Genomic DNA, 20221 nt, shown 5'->3' on the forward strand with positions numbered 1-20221 from the left:
CACCCCGGAGGGGCTTCGTGGGGATCGAGAGCGACCACATCGTCTTCGACTATCTGAGCCGGGTCGGCGACGTGGCCCAGCAGCGCCAGCTGCCGTCCGCCGCGCGGATGCGGCTCGTGACCGGGCTGCGCGAGGAGATCGACCGGCGGCGGGCGAAGTCCCCGGTCGACAGCCCGGCCGCCGTCCGGCGCATCCTCGCCCGGCTGGGCACCCCCGACGAGGTCGTGACCGCCGCGTCCGAGGACACCTCGGGCGGTGCCGTCGCGAGCCGTCCCGCGGCCGTCCCCACACAGCGGACGAAGGGCTTCGAGGACCCCGACCGCCCCCGGGGTCTGCGCCGTGTCGTGCCCCGCCCCCGCCCTGCCGAGCCCGACCCCGCGGGCCCGTCCCGCAGCGCCGCCTCGCCGCCTCATCTGGCCGGTGCGGACGAGCTGGGGGACAGCGCCACCCGGCCCGACTGGTGGCGGGTGGACGGCGCCCCCGGCGGCGGGTTCGCGCTCGGCGACCCCGTGCCGGGGTTCACGGGCGGGGTGGAGATCCCCGAACTGCTCAAGCCGCCGCCCGCGCCGGGCGGTCCGCCGAAGCCGGACAGCGGCCGGGAGCCGGCCGCCGAGGGCCCGCGGGCGAAGGTGCCGGCCGCGGGGGAACCCGTCGTCGAGGCCGCCCCCGCCGCCAAGAAGGGTGCCGCTGCCCGCCGCCGGCTGCCCCTGCTGACCGCCCGGAGCAACCCGCTGCTGCTCCTGGCCGCCGGACTACTCGCGGCCGGGGCCGTGCTCGGCAATTGGCTCGCCCTCGGTCTCGGCTGGCTGATCGCCTGGGGCTCGCGGCGGCTGACCGCCGCCGAGTCCAAGTGGGCGGTCATGGGCCTGCCCGGCCTCGCCGCGGCCTCGGGGATCGTCTGGCTCTGGGGCCGCGCCAGTGGCCGCTGGGGCGATCCGATCGCCCAGGGGCACATGAACGACGCCGTCGCCCAGACCTGGCCCTGGGTGGTGCGGGGAGCGGCCGTCGCCTCGGCCCTTTATCTGGTGTGGCGGTCGCAGCGGCAGAAGTGAGGCAGGGTCCCGCGGGCGGAGCCGCCGCCGGTGCCCGCCCACGGCGCTGGGACAATGGCCCCCATGACGTCTCGCGCCCTCACCGTCGGTTTCGACCTCGACATGACCCTGATCGACTCCCGCCCCGGGATCCACGCCTGCTACCGGGAGCTGTCGGCGCGGACGGGAACGTACATCGACGCCGACCTCGCGATCACCCGGCTCGGCCCCCCGCTGGTGGACGAACTGGTCAACTGGTTCCCGGCGGAGCGGATCGAGGAGATGGCCGATCTCTACCGCGCGATGTACCCCGCCATCGCGATCGCCGCGACGCCCGCCCTGCCCGGCGCTCGTGAGGCGATCGAGGCCGTGCGGGCGGCCGGCGGGCGCGCGATCGTCGTCACCGCCAAGTACGAGCCCAACGCCAAGCTGCACCTGGAGCACCTCGGGATCGAGCCCGACGAGGTGATCGGCGACCTGTGGGCGGAGCAGAAGGCGGAGGCGCTCCTGGAGCACGGGGCGGGCGTCTACGTCGGCGACCATGTCGGAGACGTGCGCGGCGCCCGCAAAGCCCGTGCGTACTCCGTCGCCGTGGCCACCGGCCCCTGCCCCGCCGAGGAACTGCGGGCGGCGGGCGCGGACGTCGTCCTCGCCGACCTGACCGAGTTCCCCGCCTGGCTGACGGCGTACGCGGCCCGGTAGGGCCCCTCGTCGCACGCGTGTCCCCGCCCGGCGGGCGGCCGTCCGCGCCGGGCCGTCAGGAGCGTGCCTCGCGGGCTCGTCTGCGGCCCTGCGCGATCGAGCGCAGCAGACCGGCGCCGGCCATCAGGAAGCCGACGCCCATGAGCATGCTCAGGCCGTACAGGTACGTCGGGAAGGGCTTCGTCCCGAGCAGGAACGGGGCCACGGTGACCAAAGTGGCCACCGCTCCGACGAAAAAGACGATCGCACCGGCACGGATCAGCCGGTCGCCGGCGGCGGCGGAATTCGCTTGGGTTTCGTCACGCACTGGACCAGGGTAGTTCCCGTCGCGAGGAACGACTCGGCGACGTCTTGTCACCGGCCCCTGGACCATTAGCCTTGGTACCGGCGGGTCCGGGGGACCCGCTGCAGTGCTCTCCAGAGCGGTTTCCCGAAATACTTTGCAGACGCAGTTTCCGACGAGTACGAGGACGAGGACAGACGTGCCTACCGGCAAGGTCAAGTGGTTCAACAGCGAGAAGGGCTTCGGCTTTCTCTCCCGCGACGACGGCGGCGACGTCTTCGTCCACTCCTCGGTTCTCCCCGCCGGAGTCGATTCCCTGAAGCCGGGACAGCGCGTGGAGTTCGGGGTGGTCGCCGGTCAGCGCGGTGACCAGGCGCTGTCCGTCACCCTTTTGGAGCCGGCCCCCTCCGTCGCGGCCGCCCAGCGCAAGAAGCCGGACGAACTGGCGTCCATCGTCCAGGACCTGACGACGCTTCTGGAGAACATCACTCCGATGCTGGAGAAGGGCCGCTACCCCGAGAAGACCTCCGGCAAGAAGATCGCGGGCCTGTTGCGCGCGGTCGCCGACCAGCTGGACGTCTGACCGCGCGCGAGCCGGTCCGGGATCCCCGTCAGGGGAACGCCAGTGCGTTCGGGCCGAGGGGCGGCACCAGCCCTTCGGCCGCCGCGCGCGTGAGCAGGCCCCGGACCGCGGCGTAGCCGTCTTCGCCCAGGTCTGCGGTGAACTCGTTGACGTACAGCCCGATATGCGCGTCCGCCACCGCCGGATCCATCTCCTGCGCGTGCTCCATGACATAGGCGCGGGAGGCCTCGGGGTCGTCCCAGGCCGCCCGTACGGAGGCCCGGGCGGACTCGGCGAGCAGCTTCAGCGTGGCCTCGCCCAGCGAGCGCCTGGCGATGATCGCGCCCAGCGGGATCGGCAGACCGGTCGTGGCCTCCCAGTGCTCGCCCATGTCGGCGAGTTTGTGCAGCCCGTAGTTCTGGTAGGTGAACCGGGCCTCGTGGATCACGAGCCCGGCGTCGACCTTGCCGTCCCGCACGGCCGGCATGATCTCGTGGAACGGCATGACGACGATCTCGCCGACGCCGCCCGGCACGGTGTCCGCGGCCCACAGACGGAAGAGCAGATACGCCGTCGACGTCTCGCTCGGCACGGCCACCGTCCGGCCGGTGAGCGGGGCCTGCGGCTCCCGCGTGAGCACCAGCGGCCCGCAGCCCCGGCCCAGCGCGCCTCCGCACGGCAGCAGCGCGTACTCGTCCAGGACGTACGGCAGCACGGCGTACGACACCTTCAGCACATCGAACTCACCGCGCTCGGCCATGCCGTTGGTGATGTCGATGTCGGCGAAGGTGACGTCGAGTGCCGGTGCGCCGGGAACGCGGCCGTGGGCCCATGCCTCGAAGACGAAGGTGTCGTTCGGGCAGGGGGAGTAGGCGATCTGCAGGGGCCGGGACTCAGTGGGTGCGGTCATGCTGTGTCCAACTCTCGAGTACGTACGCGAACTTCCCGAACCCATCCGTGAGGGCCGCGAGGGCGTCGCCGACGCGCCAGGCGGCGCGGTCGCGGGGGCCGACGGGGTTGGAGACGGCCCGGATCTCCACGACGGGCGTGCCGTGCGCGGCGGCCGCCTCCGCGACGCCGAAGCCCTCCATCGCCTCGGCGAGGGCGTACGGATGCCGGGCGCGCAGCTCCGCGGCGCGCCGGGCGCTACCGGTGACGGTCGAGACGGTGAGGACGGTGCCGGTGAGTGCACCGGAGGCGGCCGCGAGTTCTCGTACGAGTGATGCGGGCGGCCGGTGGCTGACGGTCCCGAACCCGAGGTCGGTGGCCGGGAGGAAACCGTCCGGGGTCTCGGCACCGAGGTCGGCGGCCACGATGTCGTCGGCGACGACGAGCGCGCCGAGGGGGGCGTCCGGCGCGAAGCCGCCCGCGATGCCGGCGCTGACCACGAGGGCGTAGGGGGCGCCCGCGAGGGCGGCGGCGGTCAGCGCGGAGGCGGTGGAGGCGGCGGCGAGGGCGGGGCCGACCCCGACGGCGAGGAGGTCCAGGGCCCCGGTCCGGTGCAGGCCGGCCGCGGGCAGCGGCACCTCGGTCACCGGTCCAGGAAACGCCCTGGCCACCGCGTCCCGTTCGGCCGGGACCGCGGTGGCCACCAGGATGCCGCCCCCGCGAGCGGGGGACGCCTCGACGGACGACGTGGTCAGGATTCCTTCTTGAGCTTGAAGGACCACAGACCGGTCACCTTGTTCTCGCCCTCCTTGATGGAGACGAGGGTGGAGCTGCCGCTCGCGCCGTACTGCGCGTTGAAGAACACGCTGCCCGGGATCGTGCGGTACGTCTTCTTGCTGGAGTCGGTCAGCGGCTGGCCGTTCATGAGGATCGTCCAGCCGTTGTCCGCGATGGCCGGGTCCACGCCGAAGCGGACCGTCGCATCGGGGTCGACGCTGATCGTCTTGATGTCCTTGGACTTCAGGCAGTTCGCCAGATCCGCGGCCGCGACTTCCTTGCCGTCGTTGTAGCAGTCGGTCTGGGAGTTCACCGAGTCCGTGCCAACCGTGACGGTCGCGAGCGGCGTCGGCTTGTTACAGGCGGACAGCAGGAGAAGTCCGGCGGAAACGGCGCCGAGAGCGGCTACGGCGCGACGGGAACGCAGTGCGGTCATGGCCGAAGGCTATCGGGCACGTCCGGTCCCCTCCCCACGTGGGGTGCGCGACGTGCCGCGTACTCGTGCGATCAGGTGCCTGTGCGGGTGCCGCGGCGGGCCGAGGCGAGCAGGCCCCGTACGGTCGTCAGCCAGCCCACGGCGACGAGAGCGGCGCCCACCGCGAGCCCCAGCACCCCGTTCAGCGGCAGCACGATGCCGATCGCGCCGCCCAGCACCCAGGCCACCTGGAGCAGCGTCTCCGAGCGCGCGAACGCCGAGGTCCGCACCAGCTCCGGCACGTCCCGCTGGATCAGCGCGTCCAGCGACAGCTTGGCGAGCGCCTGCGCGAACCCGGCGACCGCCGCCAGACACGCCACCAGGAACGCGCCGAAGAAGGCCGCCGCGGTGACGGCCGTGCCCAGCACGATCGCCACGACCGTCACGATGATCACTTCCGGTGCGCGGGATCTCAGCCAGGAGCCGACCGCCGTGCCCAGCGCGTTGCCCGCGCCCGCCGCGACGCCGACTATCCCGAGCGACACCGCGGCGCTCTCCCCGGTGAGCGGGTGCTCGCGCAGCAGGAAGGCGAGGAAGAAGATCAGGAAGCCGGACAGACAGCGCAGGGCGGCGTTGGCGGCCAGGGCGTGGGTGACGGCGGGCCCGACCGTGCGCAGCCCGGGGCGGCGCCCGGTCGTCCCGCGGCGCGGCCCGTGCAGGTGTTCGGCGTCCGCGGCGAGCAGTGCGATGTCCTCGCCCTTGGCGGAGTCGACCTTCGGGGGCAGCGAGAACGACAGAAACGTCCCCGCGACGAAGATCACGAAGGCCCCGTACAGCGGCCACGCCGGTCCTACGGTGTGCAGGCCCGCCCCGATGGGGGCGGCCACGCCGGTGGCGAGAAGGCCGCCGAGGGTGACCCGGGAGTTGGCCTTCACCAACGAGAAGCCGGGCGGCAGCAGCCGGGGCACCACGGCGCTGCGGACCACGCCGTACGCCTTGGAGGCCACGAGGACGCCGAGCGCCGCCGGGTACAGCTCCAGGCTTCCGCTCGCGACCGCCCCGGAGATGATCAGCGCGAGCAGGGCCCGGGCGAGCATCGCGCCGGCCATCGCGGCCCTGCGGCCGTGCGGCAGCCGGTCCAGGAGCGGGCCGATCACGGGGGCGAGGACCGTGAACGGCGCCATCGTGATGGCGAGGTACAGGGCGACGCGCCCGCGGGCCTCGTCGGTCGGCACGGAGAAGAAGACGGTGGAGGCGAGGGCGACGGTGACCATGACGTCGCCGGCGCCGTTCACGGCGTGCAGTTCGATCAGTTTGCCGAGGCCGGACTCCCCGGCGCCGTGCGCATGGGTCACCTTGCGGATGCCGCGGGCGGTGCCGGTCACAGGGAGGTGCAGGGCACGGCCGACCGCGCGGACGGAACCGCCGAACCGGCCCGAACCGCCACCCCGGCTGCGTCCTTCGACCCCGCCCACCCCGGCGGCTCCGTGGGACGACCTCGCGGCTGCCACCCCGTCATAGTGCCCCGAGAAGGCCGGGGGTAGTGCGGTTACCGCGCGGATCGGGGCGTGTGGTGTCCCGCACGGGACGGGCGCGGGGGTGCGCGACCGGCCGCGCGCGCCGGACGCTCCGGACACCGTCCGACGCCGTACCGGACCGGCTCGGAGGGCCCGGCTCCGGGAAAGCGCAGCCACTCGGTGTGGGCCCAGGGGCGTAGAGGGGGTAGCGTGCGTAGCGCGCCGTGGCGATTGTTCTCGGCCGCGCGCCTCTCATCCATCCCGCAGAATGGATGGGGTAGGTGCGCCCGAGCGCGATCGGGCGCGGACGTCGACGCGGTCCTCCGGTCCGCTCCGTCCGCACCCGCAGCCGGGAAGGGCGCACCCGTGAGACGGCGTAGGAGAGAAGCGATACCTGTGAGCGCAGCGACAACGCGAAGCCGCACCCCCGACCGCCTGTGCGCCGAGGCCGTCGACCTCGCCCGCGCCGCCGCCGAGGAGGTCGCCGCGCCCGGCGTCGTCGGCGAGCACACCGGGATGGTGGCCGAGGGCGATCGCGTTGTCACTCACTTTTTCGAGTGCAAGGAGCTGGGGTACCGGGGCTGGCGCTGGGCGGTGACCGTCGCACGGGCGTCCCGCGCGAAGATCGTCACGCTCGACGAGACGGTGCTGCTGCCCGGCCCCGACGCGCTGCTCGCGCCGGAGTGGGTGCCGTGGAGCGAGCGGCTGCGCCCCGGCGACATGGGCCCCGGCGACCTGCTGCCGACGGACGCCGAGGACCTGCGCCTGGAGCCCGGCTTCTCGGGCGAGGAGGAGCCGCCGCCGAACTCCCCGGTCTCCGGCGAGATGGCGGAGCTGGTCGAGGCGGAGGACGTGGAGGTGACCGCGGGCGTTCCCGCGAACCTGCCGATGGCGCCCTCGCGCGGCTCGATCGCCGCGGTCGCGGAGGAACTGGGCATGCGCCGCGCCCGGGTTCTGTCACGCTACGGACTGCACGTCGCCGCCGACCGCTGGGAGGAGGCGTTCGGCCCGAAGACGCCGATGGCGCAGGCGGCGCCGGCCTCCTGTGTCAGCTGTGGCTTCCTGGTGACGCTCGGGGGCTCGCTCGGGCAGGCCTTCGGCGTGTGCGCGAACGAGTTCTCCCCGGCCGACGGCCATGTGGTCTCCCTCGCCTACGGCTGCGGCGGCCACTCGGAGGCGGCGATCATGCCGAAGGCTCCGCAGCCGCCCCCGCCGGTGGTCGACGAGACGAAGGTGGAGCCGTTCCCGCTGCGTCCCTCTCCGGACTCGGGTTCGGTACCGGCGGTCGCGGACGAGGCAGTGGCGGAGCTGGGGCACTCCTAGGAGCGCCCCCCTCGGGGCCCGCCCGTAGGAGTGACCCCACCGAGGCCCGCCCCGCGCGGGACCCTCGTTCCCTTGTCAACGGCTCTTTCGCCGCTCTCGCCCGGTCCTTCCGCCGTGCCGTGACGGCCCTGCCGACGGCCCCCGGTCCGGCCACGACCGGCCCGTGCGGCCACCGCGGAAGGCGGCCGTGCGGGCCGCGGCGAGAGGTTTGGGAGTGCCACCCCCGGGAACGGCCGGTCCGGCAGACGGTACTTTCGTCCCGCGGCAGGCACGGGCACGCCGCGAGAGGGAGAGTGAAAGCGTGAGCGTATTCGTGCGGCCGGCAGCCGAAGGCGCGGACCCGTTCGGAACGGCCCGGCTGCGGCGCGGGGTGCTGGACGCCTGGGCCACCAGCCCGGCCCGGTTCCGCGAGGACGCCAACGCCGAGGAGGACCTGGTACTCGGCGGGTACCGCGACCGTCTGGTCGTCGAGCTCGCGCAGAACGCCGCCGACGCCGCGGCCAGGGCCGAGGCCCCCGGCCGGCTGCGGCTCACCCTGCGCGACGGCGTGCTGGTCGCCGCCAACACCGGTGCCCCCCTGGACGCGGTCGGCGTCGAGTCGCTGTCCACCCTCCGCGCCTCCGCCAAGCGCGACCTCCATGAGCACGCCGTCGGGCGCTTCGGCGTCGGCTTCGCGGCCGTCCTCGCGGTCAGCGACGAGCCCGCCGTCGTCGGCCGGCACGGCGGGGTCCGCTGGTCCCTGGCCGAGGCCCGGGAGCTGGCCGCCGAGACCGCCCTGCACGGTCCCGGCCTCGGGGACGAGATCCGCCGCCGCGACGGTCATGTGCCGCTGCTGCGACTGCCGTTCGCCGCCGAGGGCAGCGCTCCCGACCCGTACGACACCGTCGTCATCCTGCCGCTGCGCGACACGGCCGCCGCCGACCTGGCCGAGCGGCTGCTGCACACCGTCGACGACGCCCTCCTGCTCGCCCTGCCCGGCCTGGAGGAGGTCGTCGTCGAGATCGGCGACGAGGTACGGACCCTGCGCCGCCGCGCCGACGGCACCGACACCGTGATCGAGGACTCCCGCGACGGCACCACCCGCTGGCGCGCCGAGTCCCGGCACGGCCCCCTCACCGCGGACCTCCTCGCCGACCGTCCGGTCGAGGAGCGGCTGCGTCCGCACTGGTCCGTCACCTGGGCCGTCCCCGTCGCCGACGACGGCGCCCCGGGCCGGCCCCGTACCGCACCGGTCGTGCACGCCCCCACGCCCAGCGACGAGGCGCTCGGTGTGCCCGCGCTGCTCATCGCCTCGTTCCCGCTGGACACCACCCGCCGCCACGCCGCGCCCGGCCCGCTCACCGACTTCCTGGTGGAGCGCGCGGCCGACGCGTACGCCGAACTCCTCGCCGACTGGCGCCCGGTGACCTCCGACGTCATCGACCTCGTGCCCGGGCCGTTGGGCAAGGGCGAGCTGGACGGCGCCCTGCGCCGGGCCGTCCTGGACCGGCTGCCGCGCACCGCGTTCCTGCCGCCCGCCCACGACCTCGCCGAGGACTCCGAGCTGCCCGAGGCGCTGCGGCCGCGGGACGCGGAGATCGTCGAGGGGGCCGGTGCCGAGACCGTGCGGGTCCTCGCCGAGGTGCTGCCGAGCCTGCTGCCCGCGGGCCTGGAGCGCCGTGCGGAGCTGCGGACCCTGGGCGTGGCCCGGGTCCCGCTGACCGAGGCGGTGGACCGGCTGGCGGGCCTGGAGAAGGAGCCCGAGTGGTGGTGGCGGCTGTACGACAGCCTGGCCGGGGTCGACCCGGACCGGCTGACCGGGCTGCCCGTGCCGCTCGCCGACGGCCGGACGACCATCGGACCCCGTCAGGTGCTGCTGCCGACCCTGGACGGGCCGCCGGTGACGCCCGAGGCCCTGGCCCGGCTGGGCCTGAAGGTCGCCCACCCGGAGGCCGCCCATCCGCTCCTGGAGAAGCTGGGCGCCCTGCCGGCCACCCCGCGCGCGGTGCTCACCACTCCGCAGGTGCGGGCCGCCGTCGCCGCCTCCCTCGACGACGAGGGGCCCGGCTGGGACCAGGAGGGCCTGGACGCCGAGGAACTGGCCGACACTGTCCTCGCCCTGGTCCGGGAGGCCGCGCTCGGCCCCGGTGACGAGCCCTGGCTCGGCGCCCTCGCCCTGCCCGACGAGGACGGCGAACTCGCGCCCGCCGGGGAACTCGTGCTCCCCGGCAGCCCCTTCGCGAGCGTCATGCGCGAGGAGGAACTCGCGCTGGTCGACGCCGAGTTGTCCGAGCGCTGGGGCGAACAGCCGCTGACCGCCTGCGGGGTGCTCGCGAACTTCGCCCTGGTCCGCGCCACCGACATGGTCCTGGACCCCGACGAACTGGAGCCCCGCGACGGGGACTTCGCCGAGCCGGACGACGTCGGTCTGCTCGATGCCGTCGACGTGTGGTGCGAGGACATCCTGGACCGGCTCCCCGACACCCCCGTGCCGCCGGTGGCGACCGAGATCGTCGCCGTTCGCGACCTGGACCTGGTCGACGACGACCAGTGGCCGCGGGCCCTCGCCCTGCTGTCCGAGCCCCCGCTGCGGGACGCGCTCACCCAGCCGGTGCGGATCCTGCTGCCCGACGGCACCCATGAGGTCGTACGGCCGTACACGGCCTGGTGGCTGCGCGGGCATCCGGTGCTCGGCGGCCGCCGCCCCGCGGGTCTGCGCGCCGCGGGCGGCGACCCGCTGCTGCACGGGCTGTACGACGCGGCCGACGCCACCGGTTTCGACGACGAGCAGGTGCTGCGGGCGCTCGGTGTACGGACGTCCGTGGCCGCCCTGCTCGACGAGCCGGGCGGGGCCGCCGAACTGCTCGACCGGCTCGCCGACCCCGAGCGGCCCGTCTCCGCGGCCCAGCTGCACGCCCTCTACACGGCCCTGGCCGATCTCGACCCGGAACAGGTGACCCTGCCGGAGGAGCTGCGTGCGGTGGTCGACGGCCGGGTGGGCGTCGTGGACGCCGCCGACGCGGTGGTCGTCGACTCGCCCGATCTGCTGTCCTTCACGGAGGGCGTCCCGCTGCTGCCGGTGCGCCCGACGCGGGCCGCCGATCTCGCCGAGCTGTTCCAGGTGCGGCGGCTGAGCGAATCGGTGACGGGCGAGGTGACCTCCGAGGGCGCCGAGCACGACGTCCCGGAGTCCGTACGGGTCCTGCTCGGGCGGTCCACCCCGGCGTCGTACGTGGAGCACGAGGAACTCGTCGTCGACGGCGTGGAGATGGACTGGCGGCTGGCCTCGGACGGTGTGCTGCACGCCGCCACCCTGGAGGGGGTCGCCGCGGGCCTGGCCTGGGCGACGGGCCAGTGGCCGCGCCGCTTCGAGGTCGCCGCGCTCCTGGAGGACCCCTCGCGCACGGACGAGCTGGCACGGGACCGCTGGTTCGACTGAGCCCGGCCCGCGGTCGTACGGGGCCTGCACGTGGGGTGACGTCCGCCGGTACGTCGCCCCATGTGAAGGGGTGTGGAGCAGCCGGGTAATGCGTGTGAAAAAAAGATCCAGCCACGTACAACCATGTGTTCAGGCCATGGATCTGATCACGCGAGTCAACCGACTCCCCAGACACTCGGGGCCACCGTGAGTCAATCCCACGGTCCCCTTTCTCCAGTTGGAGAACGTCATGCGTATCCGTGCCACTGCGGCCGCCGTCACCGGCGCCCTGGCCCTCTCCGCCTTCGCCGTGTCGGCCGCGCACGCCGCCGCCCCGGCCCCCGCCCACCGCGCGGCCGTCGCGAAGGTCCTGCAGTCCGCCCACGCCGCCTCCGGCATGCGGGCGTTCACCGCCGACACCGGCACCTCGGGCGAGCCGTACGCCCTGAACGTCACCTTCTCCGGCTTCAAGATCGGCAAGGCCTACAAGGTGAGCACCGGCGGCCACGTCTCCATCCCGGTCTCGTACACCCTGACCCACGGCTCCGACGTCAACATCGCCTCGTCGGACTTCGAGACGGACCCGTACCTCTACAAGGGTTCCTACGGCAACCCGGACAACCTGCTCTTCGGCGACGCCTCGGCCACGTGCACCGCCACCTCGTCGACCGTCGCCGCCTGCAAGGGCAAGATCGACATCTACCCGGCCGACGGGGACCTGAAGAACGTCAACGCGGGCTCGTGGGGCGCCGCTGCCGGTGCCATCGACTGGAACGGCCAGCTGGACTCGACCGACCCGGACATCTCCAAGGTCGGCGTCGCCGAGAAGGGCGGCCTCGCGACGACCCTGATCCAGCACAGCTCCGCGCTGACGGCCGACGCGTCGCCGGAGCCGGTGAAGAAGGGTGCGACCCTCACCGTCAAGGGCAAGCTGTCCCGTGCCGACTGGCAGGCCAACAAGTACGTCGGGTTCTCGGGCCAGTCGGTGAAGCTGCAGTTCCGCAAGAAGGGCAGCACCACCTACACCACGCTCAAGACCATCAAGACGGACAGCGCGGGCAACCTGAAGACCACGGTCAAGGCGTCCGTCGACGGCTACTACCGCTACTCCTTCGCGGGCACCTCGACCACCGTGGCGGTCAGCGCTGCGGGTGACTTCGTCGATGTGAAGTAACCTTCCGCCGTATCAAAGGCCGCCCCCGCCGGATTCCCGGTGGGGGCGGCCGTTTTTCCCGCACCGGGCATGTGTCGAACCCGCCGTCCGTGTTCCCGAGGGCGCAGCCGTGAACTCCTCGAAATCGAAAAGGGGCGGTGCAGCACCCGAGATCAGCGCAATCGAATCCGATTTACGGCCGATGCGACGGAGGGTCGGCCCCTTCCCGGGAAATGTCTCGTTGCTCCCTCTGTGGCGGGGTATCGGCGGCGGTCCCGTGGCGCGATCGCATCGGGTGCGTGGCGAGTTGACGAGCAGGGTGTAGAGGTCTTGTATTGACGAACAGTGAGGCTTTGGCTAACGTATGCCCCGCCTTTGTCTCCGCCTGACCAGCGGCGGCTTTCGGCCAGGGGATTTCAAACATTCGCGCCTTTCCGTCTGTCAAGTCGCCGGCGCCTTGGTTTTTCGACGCAATCACGGGGGTTGTCTTGAGGCGTCTTCAGCAGTGCGGACCGGTCTGTCACAGCCCGGCGCTCGCCTGACCTCTTCTGCTTCTTCGCAGGCTTTTTCGTTCCTTACATCTCGGCGGGTCCGACTCTTCGACGACCCGTTTCCGAAAGGACTTTCGCGTGCCTTTCCACGCCCGGAAAATAGTCGTGTCCGCAGTCGTGGCCGGGATCGCCACGGTGGGCGGTGTGTCCATCGCCGCCGCCGACGACCCGCCCACGCCCCCGTCCTCCGACACGCCGCCCGTCGCGGTCGAGGACTACAACTACCCCTCGGCGGACCGGATCCTCACCGAGAAGGGCATCAAGCTCAAGAAGGGTGACGGTCACATCCTTCTGGTCGACTGCGACCAGGCCGCCCAGCAGATCCGGGTGCTCACCGTCAAGGACGACTCCGTCGGCCGCCAGGGCACCTACTGCTTCAAGGCACTCGGCACGACGGGCCGTCTGACCCTGGAACTCCCCCGGGTCTTCGGGGTCGAGACCGCGGACCACCCGGTGAGCGCGGACCTCACGGCGGGCGGCTCCACCACGACCGTCAACGTGCCCAAGGACGGATACCAGTCCGTCGGCGAGGGCACCGGCGGCGGCGCCCGGTCGGTGCTCGTCGAGCTCCGGGTGACCGGCTGACCCGCCCGGCCGCACCGGTGCCCTTCGAGGCCCCTCCCTTCTTCCGTCCGCGCAGAACTTCTTGGTGATTCGAGGAACAGTGAAAAACGCTCGTCCGCGCACACAGCGCATGGCATGGGTGACCGGCCTGGTGACGGCCGGTCTCACGACCGGTCTGCTGGCCGCTCCGCCCGCACAGTCGGTGGCGGGTGATCAGGTGGCCGACGGAGCCGACCAGTTCACGGTGAAGCTCCACATCGACCTCGGGAACGACAACGAACGCAGCTGCTCCGGCACCCTGGTCGACGGCCAGTGGGTGCTCACCACCGCCAGCTGCTTCACCGCCGACCCCCAGCACCCGTCGAAGATCCCCGCCGGCAAGCCCGCGTACACCACCGTGGTGACCGCCGACGGCAACCGCCCCAGCGCGGAAGCGGTCGTGAAGCAGCAGGTCCTGGAGCTCGTCCCGCACCCCGACCGCGACCTGGTCATGGCGCGCATCGCCAACCCGGCCACGATCGACAACCCGCTGGACGGCCCGTTCCCCGACATCACCGAGGCCGACCTCGGCACCACCGCACCGGCCCAGGGCGACCAGCTCAAGGCCGACGGGTTCGGCCGCACCAAGGACGAGTGGGTCCCCGCCAAGGCGCACACCGGGTCCTTCACCGTGGACACCGTGGGTGCCTCGACCCTGGCGATCTCCCCGAGCAACGGCGGCGGCGCCCTCTGCCAGGGCGACGCCGGCGGCCCCGTCCTCAACGCGAACGGCGACCTGGTCGGCGTGGTCGACGCCTCCTGGGGCGGCGGCTGCCTCGGCTCCCAGGAGACCCGCACCGGGGCCGTCGCCACCCGGGTCGACGACATCGCGGACTGGGTGCAGCGGGTCCGGCTGACGACCCGGAAGGACTTCGTCACCGACGCCATCACGGCGGGGGACTTCAACGGTGACGGGCGTACGGACATCGCGGCCGTCCTGACCCGCGGCCCCGCCCATGTCTTCTACGGCCGTCCCGACGGCACGCTCCAGTACGGGGCGTACCTGGGCCCGACCTTCAGCCGCACCACGCCGGCCCAGCTCGTCGCGGGCGACTTCGGGGACGGGACGGGCCTGGAAGTGGCCATGGTCGAGGGCGACGGTGACATCTTCCTCGCGCAGCACACCTGGGTGCCGACGATGTGGAAGCGGAGCAAACTCTGGACCGACGCCACCTGGAAGAACGGCCTGCCCGCCGCCGCGCTCAAGACCGGTACCGTGGGACGCGACACCCTGCTGTTCCAGTGGCCCGACGGATCCCTCTACACGTACAAGAGGGACGCGAGCGGCAACCTGGTCAACCAGAAGAAGGCCATGTGGCCCGACAAGACCTGGAAGATGAAGCACATCGCCACCGGTGACTTCAACGGAGACGGCCGTGACGACATCGCCGCCGTCACCGCCGACGGCGCCCTGAACCTCTACCCGGGCAAGGCCGACGGGACCTTCGACAAGGCCCGTTCGATGTACCCCGGCAAGAGCTGGGGCACCATGCGTGCCGTGCTCGGCGGTGACTTCAACGGCGACGGCAAGGCGGACGTGGCCGCGCTGTGGGCCAACGGCGATCTGCGCTGGTACGCGGGCGACGGCACGGGCAAGCTGGCGGGCGGCAAGACCATGTGGCCCGCCGTGTAACCCTTCACGCGGGCACGCGGCGGTCGACCCACCTCCAGACGAGCTCCAGGGCGGCCGCCGCCACCGCCGCGATCCCCACCGCGATCCAGGGGACCGAGACGCCCACCAGTTTCAGCGCGAAGAAGTGCTGCAACGCGGGCACGGCCAGGACGAACAGGAACGCCAGGCCCATCGCGGCCACCAGGGCGATGCGCCACCAGGTGTAGGGCCGGGCGACGATCGCCAGCACCCACATCGAGATCAGGAAGAGCGTGAGGGTCGCCGCGCTGGTCTCCGCCTCCAGTGAGCCGGGGCCCGTGTAGTGGTGCCGGGCGATCAGATACGTCACGAAGGTCGCGACCGCCGCCATGACCCCGCCCGGGACCGAGTACCGCATGACCCGCCGTACGAAGTGGGGTCTGGCCCGCTCCCTGTTGGGGGCGAGCGCCAGGAAGAAGGCCGGCACGCCGATCGTCAGGGTCGACAGCAGGGTCAGGTGCCGGGGCAGAAACGGGTACTCCACCTGCCAGCACACCACCAGCACCGCCAGCAGCACCGAGTAGACCGTCTTCACCAGGAACAGCGTGGCGACCCGGGTGATGTTCCCGATCACCCGCCGGCCCTCGCCGACCACCGACGGCAGTGTCGCGAAGCTGTTGTCGAGCAGCACGATCTGCGCCACGGCCCGCGTCGCCTCCGAGCCGGAGCCCATCGAGACGCCGATGTCCGCGTCCTTGAGCGCTAGCACGTCGTTCACGCCGTCGCCCGTCATCGCCACCGTGTGCCCGCGCGACTGCAACGCGCCCACCATGTCCCGCTTCTGCTGCGGGGTGACCCGCCCGAACACGGTGCCCTTGTCCAGTGACTTGGCCATCTCCGCCTGGTTCGGCGGAAGGCGGCGGGCGTCCAGGACCTCACCGGCGATACCGAGCTTCCCGGCGACCGCGCCCACGGACACCGCGTTGTCGCCGGAGATCACCTTGGCGCGGACGTTCTGGTCGGCGAAGTAGCGCAGGGTGTCGGCGGCGTCCGGGCGCAACCGCTGCTCCAGAACGACCAGCGCGGTGGGCCGGGTGCCGTCCTTGACCCGGGGGTCGTCCAGCTCGCGGCAGGTGCGGGCGAGCAGCAGCACCCGCAGCCCCTGTTCGTTGAGGCGCTCGGTCTCGGTCAGGGCCGGGTCGTCGGGGTCGAGCAGGACGTCCGGGGCGCCGAGGAGCCAGGTGCTGGCCTCGCCGTCGCCCTCGTTGAAGGACGCGCCGCTGTACTTGCGTGCGGAGGAGAAGGGCAGGGCCTCGGTGCAGCGCCACTCCTCGTTGTCCGGGTAGGCGTCGATGATCGCCTGGAGGGAGGCGTTCGGGCGCGGGTCGGACTCGCCGAGCGCGCCGAGCACCTTGCGTATATAGGTCTCGTCGGCGCCCTGGAGCGGCCGGAGTTCGGTGACGTCCATGCCGCCCTCGGTGAGGGTTCCGGTTTTGTCCAGGCAGACCGTGTCGACACGGGCGAGGCCCTCGATGGCGGGCAGTTCCTGGACCAGGACCTGTTTGCGCCCCAGCCGGATGACGCCGATGGCGAAGGCCACGGAGGTGAGCAGGACGAGCCCCTCGGGGACCATGGGCACGATCCCGCCGACCGTGCGGGCCAGGGAGTCCTTGAACCCGGACTGCTTGGCCACCAGTTGGCTGATGACGAGGCCGATCGCGGTCGGGATCATCATCCACGTCACGTACTTGAGGATCGTGGAGATACCGCTGCGCAGCTCGGAGTGGACGAGGGTGAACCGGGTCGCCTCCTCGGCGAGCTGGGCGGCGTAGGCCTCCCGGCCCACCTTGGTCGCGCGGAAGGCGCCGGTGCCGGCGACGACGAAGCTTCCGGACATGACGGGGTCCCCGGCCCGTTTGACGACGGGGTCCGCCTCGCCGGTCAGCAGCGACTCGTCGATCTCCAGCCCGTCGGCCTCGACGCAGACGCCGTCGACGACGATCTTGTCGCCCGGCCCGGTCTCGATGATGTCGTCGAGCACGATCTCGGAGGTGGCGATCGCGGCGGTCACCCCGTCCCGGCGGACCGTGGGCCTCGCCTCGCCGATCACCGCGAGCGAGTCCAGGGTCTTCTTGGCGCGCCACTCCTGGATGATGCCGATGCCGGTGTTGGCGATGATCACGTAGCCGAAGAGGCTGTCCTGGAACGGCGCCACGAACAGCATGACCAGCCAGAGCACGCCGATGATCGCGTTGAAGCGGGTGAAGACGTTGGCGCGGACGATCTCGCCGAAGGTGCGGCTGCTGCGGACGGGGATGTCGTTGACGTCACCGCGGGCGACCCGCTCGGCCACCTCGGCGGCGGACAGTCCCCGCGTCCGCCCGGGGAGGGGGGCGGGGTGCACCGGATCGAGTTCGGCGCCCGCGTCGATGTGGCTCATGCATTCGACGGTACGTGCGGATCTGCGCCTTCACCCCTTGAGCGAGCCGAAGATCCGACCCGGGGAGGACGCGTCTCGTGCGGTGGTCGTACGCGGAGCCCGGGGCTAACCCTCGGCCGCCGCGCTCTGCCGCGCCGCGTCCCGCTTGATCGCAGCGTCCCGCTTGCGCACGTACCAGATGCCGATGCAGCCGAGCCCCGCGCCGGCCAGGCAGGTCCACAGCCACCAGGTGTGCCCGTGGTCGGCGAACCAGCCGTAGAACGGCAGCTGGGCCAGGAAGAGGACGAACCAGAGGATCGTGCCGCCGGTGATGGTGGCGACCACGGGGCCCTCCAGGGGCTCCGGCGCCTCGTGCTTCGGGGTCCACTTCGCCATGCGCACAGCTTACGAGGGTGGGGCCCCGGGGTCGGGGCGGCCCCCGGGGCCTTGTGCACCAAGGGTCTACGCGCGGAGATAGCGATCTACGCCTCATATGTTCATACTGAAACAGTTCGAGTCTGGCCGCTTATGTTCGTATGAATCACCAACAACGCCATGGGGGAGACCCGTTGGTGATCAGGTGACGGCGAGACTCGATCATGTTTGTCCGTTCTGTGTCTGTCCCAAGTCCCCCGCACTCCTGAGGTCTCGCATGTCCACCTCGGCCCCTGCCAAGGCCGCCCCGCAGCAGCCGGGCACCCGGCTGCCGTCCGGTGCCCTCGACCGCTACTTCAAGATCTCCGAGCGGGGCAGCACGCTCTCCCGTGAGATCCGGGGCGGTTTCGCCACCTTCTTCGCGATGGCGTACATCATCGTGCTGAACCCGATCATCCTCGGCAGCGCGAAGGACATGTACGGGCACCACCTGGACCATGGCCAGCTGGTCACCGCGACCGCCGTCACCGCCGCCTTCACCACGCTGCTCATGGGTGTGATCGGCAATGTCCCGATCGCCCTCGCCGCCGGTCTCGGCGTGAACACGGTCGTCGCCCTCCAGCTCGCGCCGCGTATGTCGTGGCCGGACGCGATGGGCATGGTCGTCCTCGCCGGCCTCGTGGTGATGCTGCTGGTCGCCACCGGTCTGCGCGAGCGGGTGATGAACGCCGTGCCGCTCGGTCTGCGCAAGGGCATATCCATCGGTATCGGCCTGTTCATCATGCTGATCGGGCTCGTCGACTCCGGTTTCGTCACCCGTATCCCGGACATCGCGCAGACCACGGTCCCGCTGCAGCTCGGCACCGGCGGTCATCTGAACGGCTGGCCGGTCCTGGTCTTCATCCTGGGCGCCCTGCTCACCTTCGCGCTGATCGTCCGCAAGGTGCCGGGCGCCATCCTGATCTCGATCGTCACGATGACGGTGCTCGCGGTGGTCCTCAACGCGACCGCCAAGATCGCCTCCTGGGGTCTGACCGTCCCGAAGTGGCCGGGCAATCCGGTCGCTACTCCGGACTTCGGCCTGATCGGCAAGGTCAGCCTGTTCGGCGGCTTCGGCAAGGTCGGCGTCCTGACCGGCATCCTCTTCGTCTTCACGGTCCTGCTGTCGTGCTTCTTCGACGCGATGGGCACGATCATGGGCATCAGCGACGAGGCCAAGCTGACCGACGCCGAGGGCTATATGCCGGGCATCAACAAGGTGCTCTTCGTCGACGGCATCGCGGTCGCGGCGGGCGGCGCCAGCTCCTCCTCGGCCACCACGTGCTTCGTGGAGTCCACGGCGGGCGTCGGCGAGGGTGCGCGCACGGGCTTCGCGAACGTCGTCACGGGCGCTCTCTTCGCCGTGGCCCTCTTCCTCACCCCGGTCGCCACGATGGTCCCGTCCCAGGCGGCCACCCCGGCGCTGATCGCGGTCGGCTTCCTGATCCTGTCCAACTCGGTCAAGGAGATCGACTGGGCGGACTACACGATCGCCGTCCCGGCCTTCGTGACGATGCTGATGATGCCCTTCACGTACTCGATCACGAACGGCATCGGCATGGGCTTCATCACCTTCGTGGTCCTGCGCCTGGCCGCGGGCCGCGCCCGGGAGATCCCCGCCGCGATGTACGTGGTGGCGGCGGTGTTCGGCTTCTACTACCTGATGCCGGCCCTGGGTCTGACCTGACCGGCTCCCCGGGGGTCAGGTGACCCCGTAGAACCTCTCCGTCTCCTCGACGGCGGCCTGGAACCGCTCGTCGAAGTCATCCCGAATGAGCGTCCGGACGACATAGTCCTGGACGCTCATTCCTCTTCTGGCGGCGTGCCGGCGGAGCCGTTCGAGCAGCTCCCGCTCCAGCCGCACACTGAGCACACTGGTCCCCATGTCTACGAGGGTGGCCGGATCCGGACGGCTGGTGTGTCACGTTCCCCCGGCGTATCACCCATTTGGGTGATAGATGTGACTCGGGAGTTTCCCGCGCGGTCGCGGAAGCGCGGGCCTGCGTGGTGGGAGTCACCCGACAGGCGGTGCCGTGCGGTGGTCTTTAGGGAAAGTAATGACCTATCCTAAAGAGCATGGCTGACCTGACCCATGGCGGCGACGCTGCCGCCGTGAACGCTCTCCGCTCCGCTGTGATGCGCCTCTCGCGCCGACTCAAGCATCAGCGGGTCGACGAGTCGCTGAGCCCGACCGAGATGTCGGTGCTCGGCACCCTGGCCCGCTGCGGCTCCGCCACCCCTGGCGAGCTCGCCCGCAAGGAGCACGTCCAGCCGCCGTCGATGACTCGCATCGTGGCGCTGCTGGAGAGCAAGGGGCTGGTCAGGCTGGAGCCGCATCCCGAGGACCGGCGCCAGAAGGTGGTCACCCAGACCGAGCGGGCCGAGGCGATGCTCGAAGAGAGCCGTCGCAAGCGGAACGCCTTCCTGGCCGGCCTGGTCGAGGGCCTGGACGAGGACGAGTGGGCGAAGCTCCGCGCGGCCGCCCCGGTCCTGGAGAAACTCGCGCATCTGTGACGGCGGGCGTCCGCGCCGGACGCCCACCGTGATGGACGCGGCCCCACCCGCGTACGAATGAAGCAGTCATCGCTAGGAGGC

The 20221-nt window shown here is 71.8% G+C and carries 18 protein-coding genes; 10 read left to right on the plus strand and 8 right to left on the minus strand.

Annotated features, from left to right (window positions below):
• The first annotated feature begins 17 nt into the window (after window positions 1–17).
• Both AB0L95_RS04465 and AB0L95_RS04470 read left to right on the plus strand, forming a co-directional pair.
• A complete protein-coding gene (locus AB0L95_RS04465) occupies window positions 18–1052 on the plus strand; it encodes a hypothetical protein (RefSeq protein ID WP_365156780.1) in 1035 nt (344 codons plus the stop codon).
• Window positions 1053–1115: 63 nt separating this feature from the next.
• Window positions 1116–1733, plus strand: a complete 618-nt coding sequence (locus AB0L95_RS04470; RefSeq protein ID WP_365156783.1) for an HAD family hydrolase — start codon at window positions 1116–1118, stop codon at window positions 1731–1733.
• Between the two features lie 55 nt (window positions 1734–1788).
• Here the strand turns inward: AB0L95_RS04470 and AB0L95_RS04475 are convergent, their stop codons facing one another.
• Window positions 1789–2040 (minus strand): hypothetical protein, encoded by a 252-nt coding sequence (locus tag AB0L95_RS04475; protein ID WP_365156786.1) that lies wholly within the window; start codon window positions 2038–2040, stop codon window positions 1789–1791.
• 175 nt (window positions 2041–2215) lie between these two features.
• Here AB0L95_RS04475 and AB0L95_RS04480 point away from each other — a divergent pair, with 175 nt between their 5' ends.
• Complete coding sequence (locus tag AB0L95_RS04480) at window positions 2216–2599, plus strand: cold-shock protein (protein WP_365156789.1); 384 nt, start codon at window positions 2216–2218, stop codon at window positions 2597–2599.
• A gap of 28 nt (window positions 2600–2627) precedes the next feature.
• On the opposite strand, the gene AB0L95_RS04485 is transcribed toward AB0L95_RS04480, so the two are convergent.
• From AB0L95_RS04485 to AB0L95_RS04500, 4 genes are all read right to left on the minus strand, one after another.
• Window positions 2628–3488, minus strand: coding sequence for a 1,4-dihydroxy-6-naphthoate synthase (locus AB0L95_RS04485; protein WP_365156791.1), 861 nt, complete (start codon window positions 3486–3488; stop codon window positions 2628–2630).
• Window positions 3472–4248 (minus strand): futalosine hydrolase, encoded by a 777-nt coding sequence (locus AB0L95_RS04490; RefSeq protein ID WP_365156794.1) that lies wholly within the window; start codon window positions 4246–4248, stop codon window positions 3472–3474. The genes AB0L95_RS04485 and AB0L95_RS04490 overlap by 17 nt, the downstream gene beginning before the upstream one ends.
• A complete protein-coding gene (locus AB0L95_RS04495; RefSeq protein WP_365156797.1) occupies window positions 4218–4679 on the minus strand; it encodes a DUF2771 domain-containing protein in 462 nt (153 codons plus the stop codon). The genes AB0L95_RS04490 and AB0L95_RS04495 overlap by 31 nt, the downstream gene beginning before the upstream one ends.
• Before the next feature lie 71 nt (window positions 4680–4750).
• Entirely contained in the window at window positions 4751–6169 is a 1419-nt protein-coding gene (locus AB0L95_RS04500; protein ID WP_365156799.1) for an MFS transporter, read from the minus strand.
• A 402-nt stretch (window positions 6170–6571) separates the two neighbouring features.
• Between AB0L95_RS04500 and AB0L95_RS04505 the strand changes: the two genes are divergently transcribed.
• The 5 genes from AB0L95_RS04505 to AB0L95_RS04525 all read left to right on the plus strand — a co-directional run bounded on the left by AB0L95_RS04505 (window position 6572) and on the right by AB0L95_RS04525 (window position 14835).
• Entirely contained in the window at window positions 6572–7498 is a 927-nt protein-coding gene (locus AB0L95_RS04505; RefSeq protein ID WP_365156802.1) for a DUF3027 domain-containing protein, read from the plus strand.
• 301 nt (window positions 7499–7799) lie between these two features.
• The gene (locus AB0L95_RS04510) at window positions 7800–10916 is read left to right on the plus strand and encodes a molecular chaperone Hsp90 (RefSeq protein ID WP_365156805.1); all 3117 of its coding nucleotides are present in this window, start codon (window positions 7800–7802) and stop codon (window positions 10914–10916) included.
• Between the two features lie 229 nt (window positions 10917–11145).
• A complete protein-coding gene (locus tag AB0L95_RS04515; protein ID WP_365156808.1) occupies window positions 11146–12069 on the plus strand; it encodes a hypothetical protein in 924 nt (307 codons plus the stop codon).
• Window positions 12070–12677: 608 nt separating this feature from the next.
• Window positions 12678–13184 carry a hypothetical protein gene (locus AB0L95_RS04520; protein WP_365156811.1) on the plus strand — a complete coding sequence of 169 codons (507 nt, stop codon included), beginning with the start codon at window positions 12678–12680 and terminating at the stop codon, window positions 13182–13184.
• Between the two features lie 109 nt (window positions 13185–13293).
• Window positions 13294–14835 (plus strand): FG-GAP-like repeat-containing protein, encoded by a 1542-nt coding sequence (locus AB0L95_RS04525; protein ID WP_365156813.1) that lies wholly within the window; start codon window positions 13294–13296, stop codon window positions 14833–14835.
• Between the two features lie 4 nt (window positions 14836–14839).
• Here AB0L95_RS04525 and AB0L95_RS04530 read toward each other — a convergent pair whose 3' ends face one another.
• Both AB0L95_RS04530 and AB0L95_RS04535 read right to left on the minus strand, forming a co-directional pair.
• Window positions 14840–17233: an HAD-IC family P-type ATPase gene (locus AB0L95_RS04530; protein ID WP_365156815.1), complete on the minus strand. Its 2394-nt coding sequence runs from the start codon at window positions 17231–17233 to the stop codon at window positions 14840–14842.
• 105 nt (window positions 17234–17338) lie between these two features.
• On the minus strand, window positions 17339–17608 hold the full coding sequence (locus AB0L95_RS04535) for a DUF2530 domain-containing protein (RefSeq protein ID WP_365156818.1): 270 nt from the start codon (window positions 17606–17608) through the stop codon (window positions 17339–17341).
• 256 nt (window positions 17609–17864) lie between these two features.
• On the opposite strand from AB0L95_RS04535, the gene AB0L95_RS04540 reads away from it, so the two are divergent.
• Window positions 17865–19313 carry an NCS2 family permease gene (locus AB0L95_RS04540; RefSeq protein ID WP_365156821.1) on the plus strand — a complete coding sequence of 483 codons (1449 nt, stop codon included), beginning with the start codon at window positions 17865–17867 and terminating at the stop codon, window positions 19311–19313.
• A gap of 15 nt (window positions 19314–19328) precedes the next feature.
• Here AB0L95_RS04540 and AB0L95_RS04545 read toward each other — a convergent pair whose 3' ends face one another.
• Window positions 19329–19511 carry a ribbon-helix-helix protein, CopG family gene (locus AB0L95_RS04545; protein WP_365156824.1) on the minus strand — a complete coding sequence of 61 codons (183 nt, stop codon included), beginning with the start codon at window positions 19509–19511 and terminating at the stop codon, window positions 19329–19331.
• A gap of 191 nt (window positions 19512–19702) precedes the next feature.
• Between AB0L95_RS04545 and AB0L95_RS04550 the strand changes: the two genes are divergently transcribed.
• Window positions 19703–20140 carry a MarR family transcriptional regulator gene (locus AB0L95_RS04550; RefSeq protein WP_365156827.1) on the plus strand — a complete coding sequence of 146 codons (438 nt, stop codon included), beginning with the start codon at window positions 19703–19705 and terminating at the stop codon, window positions 20138–20140.
• Window positions 20141–20221 lie beyond the last annotated feature (81 nt).

The organism is Streptomyces sp. NPDC052036 (assembly GCF_040680495.1).
Taxonomy (GTDB): Bacteria; Actinomycetota; Actinomycetes; order Streptomycetales; family Streptomycetaceae; genus Streptomyces.

What these genes read in the sequence shown, in the direction of transcription:
- AB0L95_RS04530 (WP_365156815.1), bottom strand. Translation starts at nt 17,233, where the DNA reads ATGAGCCACATCGACGCGGGCGCCGAACTCGATCCGGTGCACCCCGCC.
- AB0L95_RS04535 (WP_365156818.1), bottom strand. Translation starts at nt 17,608, where the DNA reads ATGGCGAAGTGGACCCCGAAGCACGAGGCGCCGGAGCCCCTGGAGGGC.
- AB0L95_RS04540 (WP_365156821.1), top strand. Translation starts at nt 17,865, where the DNA reads ATGTCCACCTCGGCCCCTGCCAAGGCCGCCCCGCAGCAGCCGGGCACC.
- AB0L95_RS04515 (WP_365156808.1), top strand. Translation starts at nt 11,146, where the DNA reads ATGCGTATCCGTGCCACTGCGGCCGCCGTCACCGGCGCCCTGGCCCTC.
- AB0L95_RS04470 (WP_365156783.1), top strand. Translation starts at nt 1,116, where the DNA reads ATGACGTCTCGCGCCCTCACCGTCGGTTTCGACCTCGACATGACCCTG.
- AB0L95_RS04545 (WP_365156824.1), bottom strand. Translation starts at nt 19,511, where the DNA reads ATGGGGACCAGTGTGCTCAGTGTGCGGCTGGAGCGGGAGCTGCTCGAA.
- AB0L95_RS04495 (WP_365156797.1), bottom strand. Translation starts at nt 4,679, where the DNA reads ATGACCGCACTGCGTTCCCGTCGCGCCGTAGCCGCTCTCGGCGCCGTT.
- AB0L95_RS04550 (WP_365156827.1), top strand. Translation starts at nt 19,703, where the DNA reads ATGGCTGACCTGACCCATGGCGGCGACGCTGCCGCCGTGAACGCTCTC.
- AB0L95_RS04485 (WP_365156791.1), bottom strand. Translation starts at nt 3,488, where the DNA reads ATGACCGCACCCACTGAGTCCCGGCCCCTGCAGATCGCCTACTCCCCC.
- AB0L95_RS04525 (WP_365156813.1), top strand. Translation starts at nt 13,294, where the DNA reads ATGGCATGGGTGACCGGCCTGGTGACGGCCGGTCTCACGACCGGTCTG.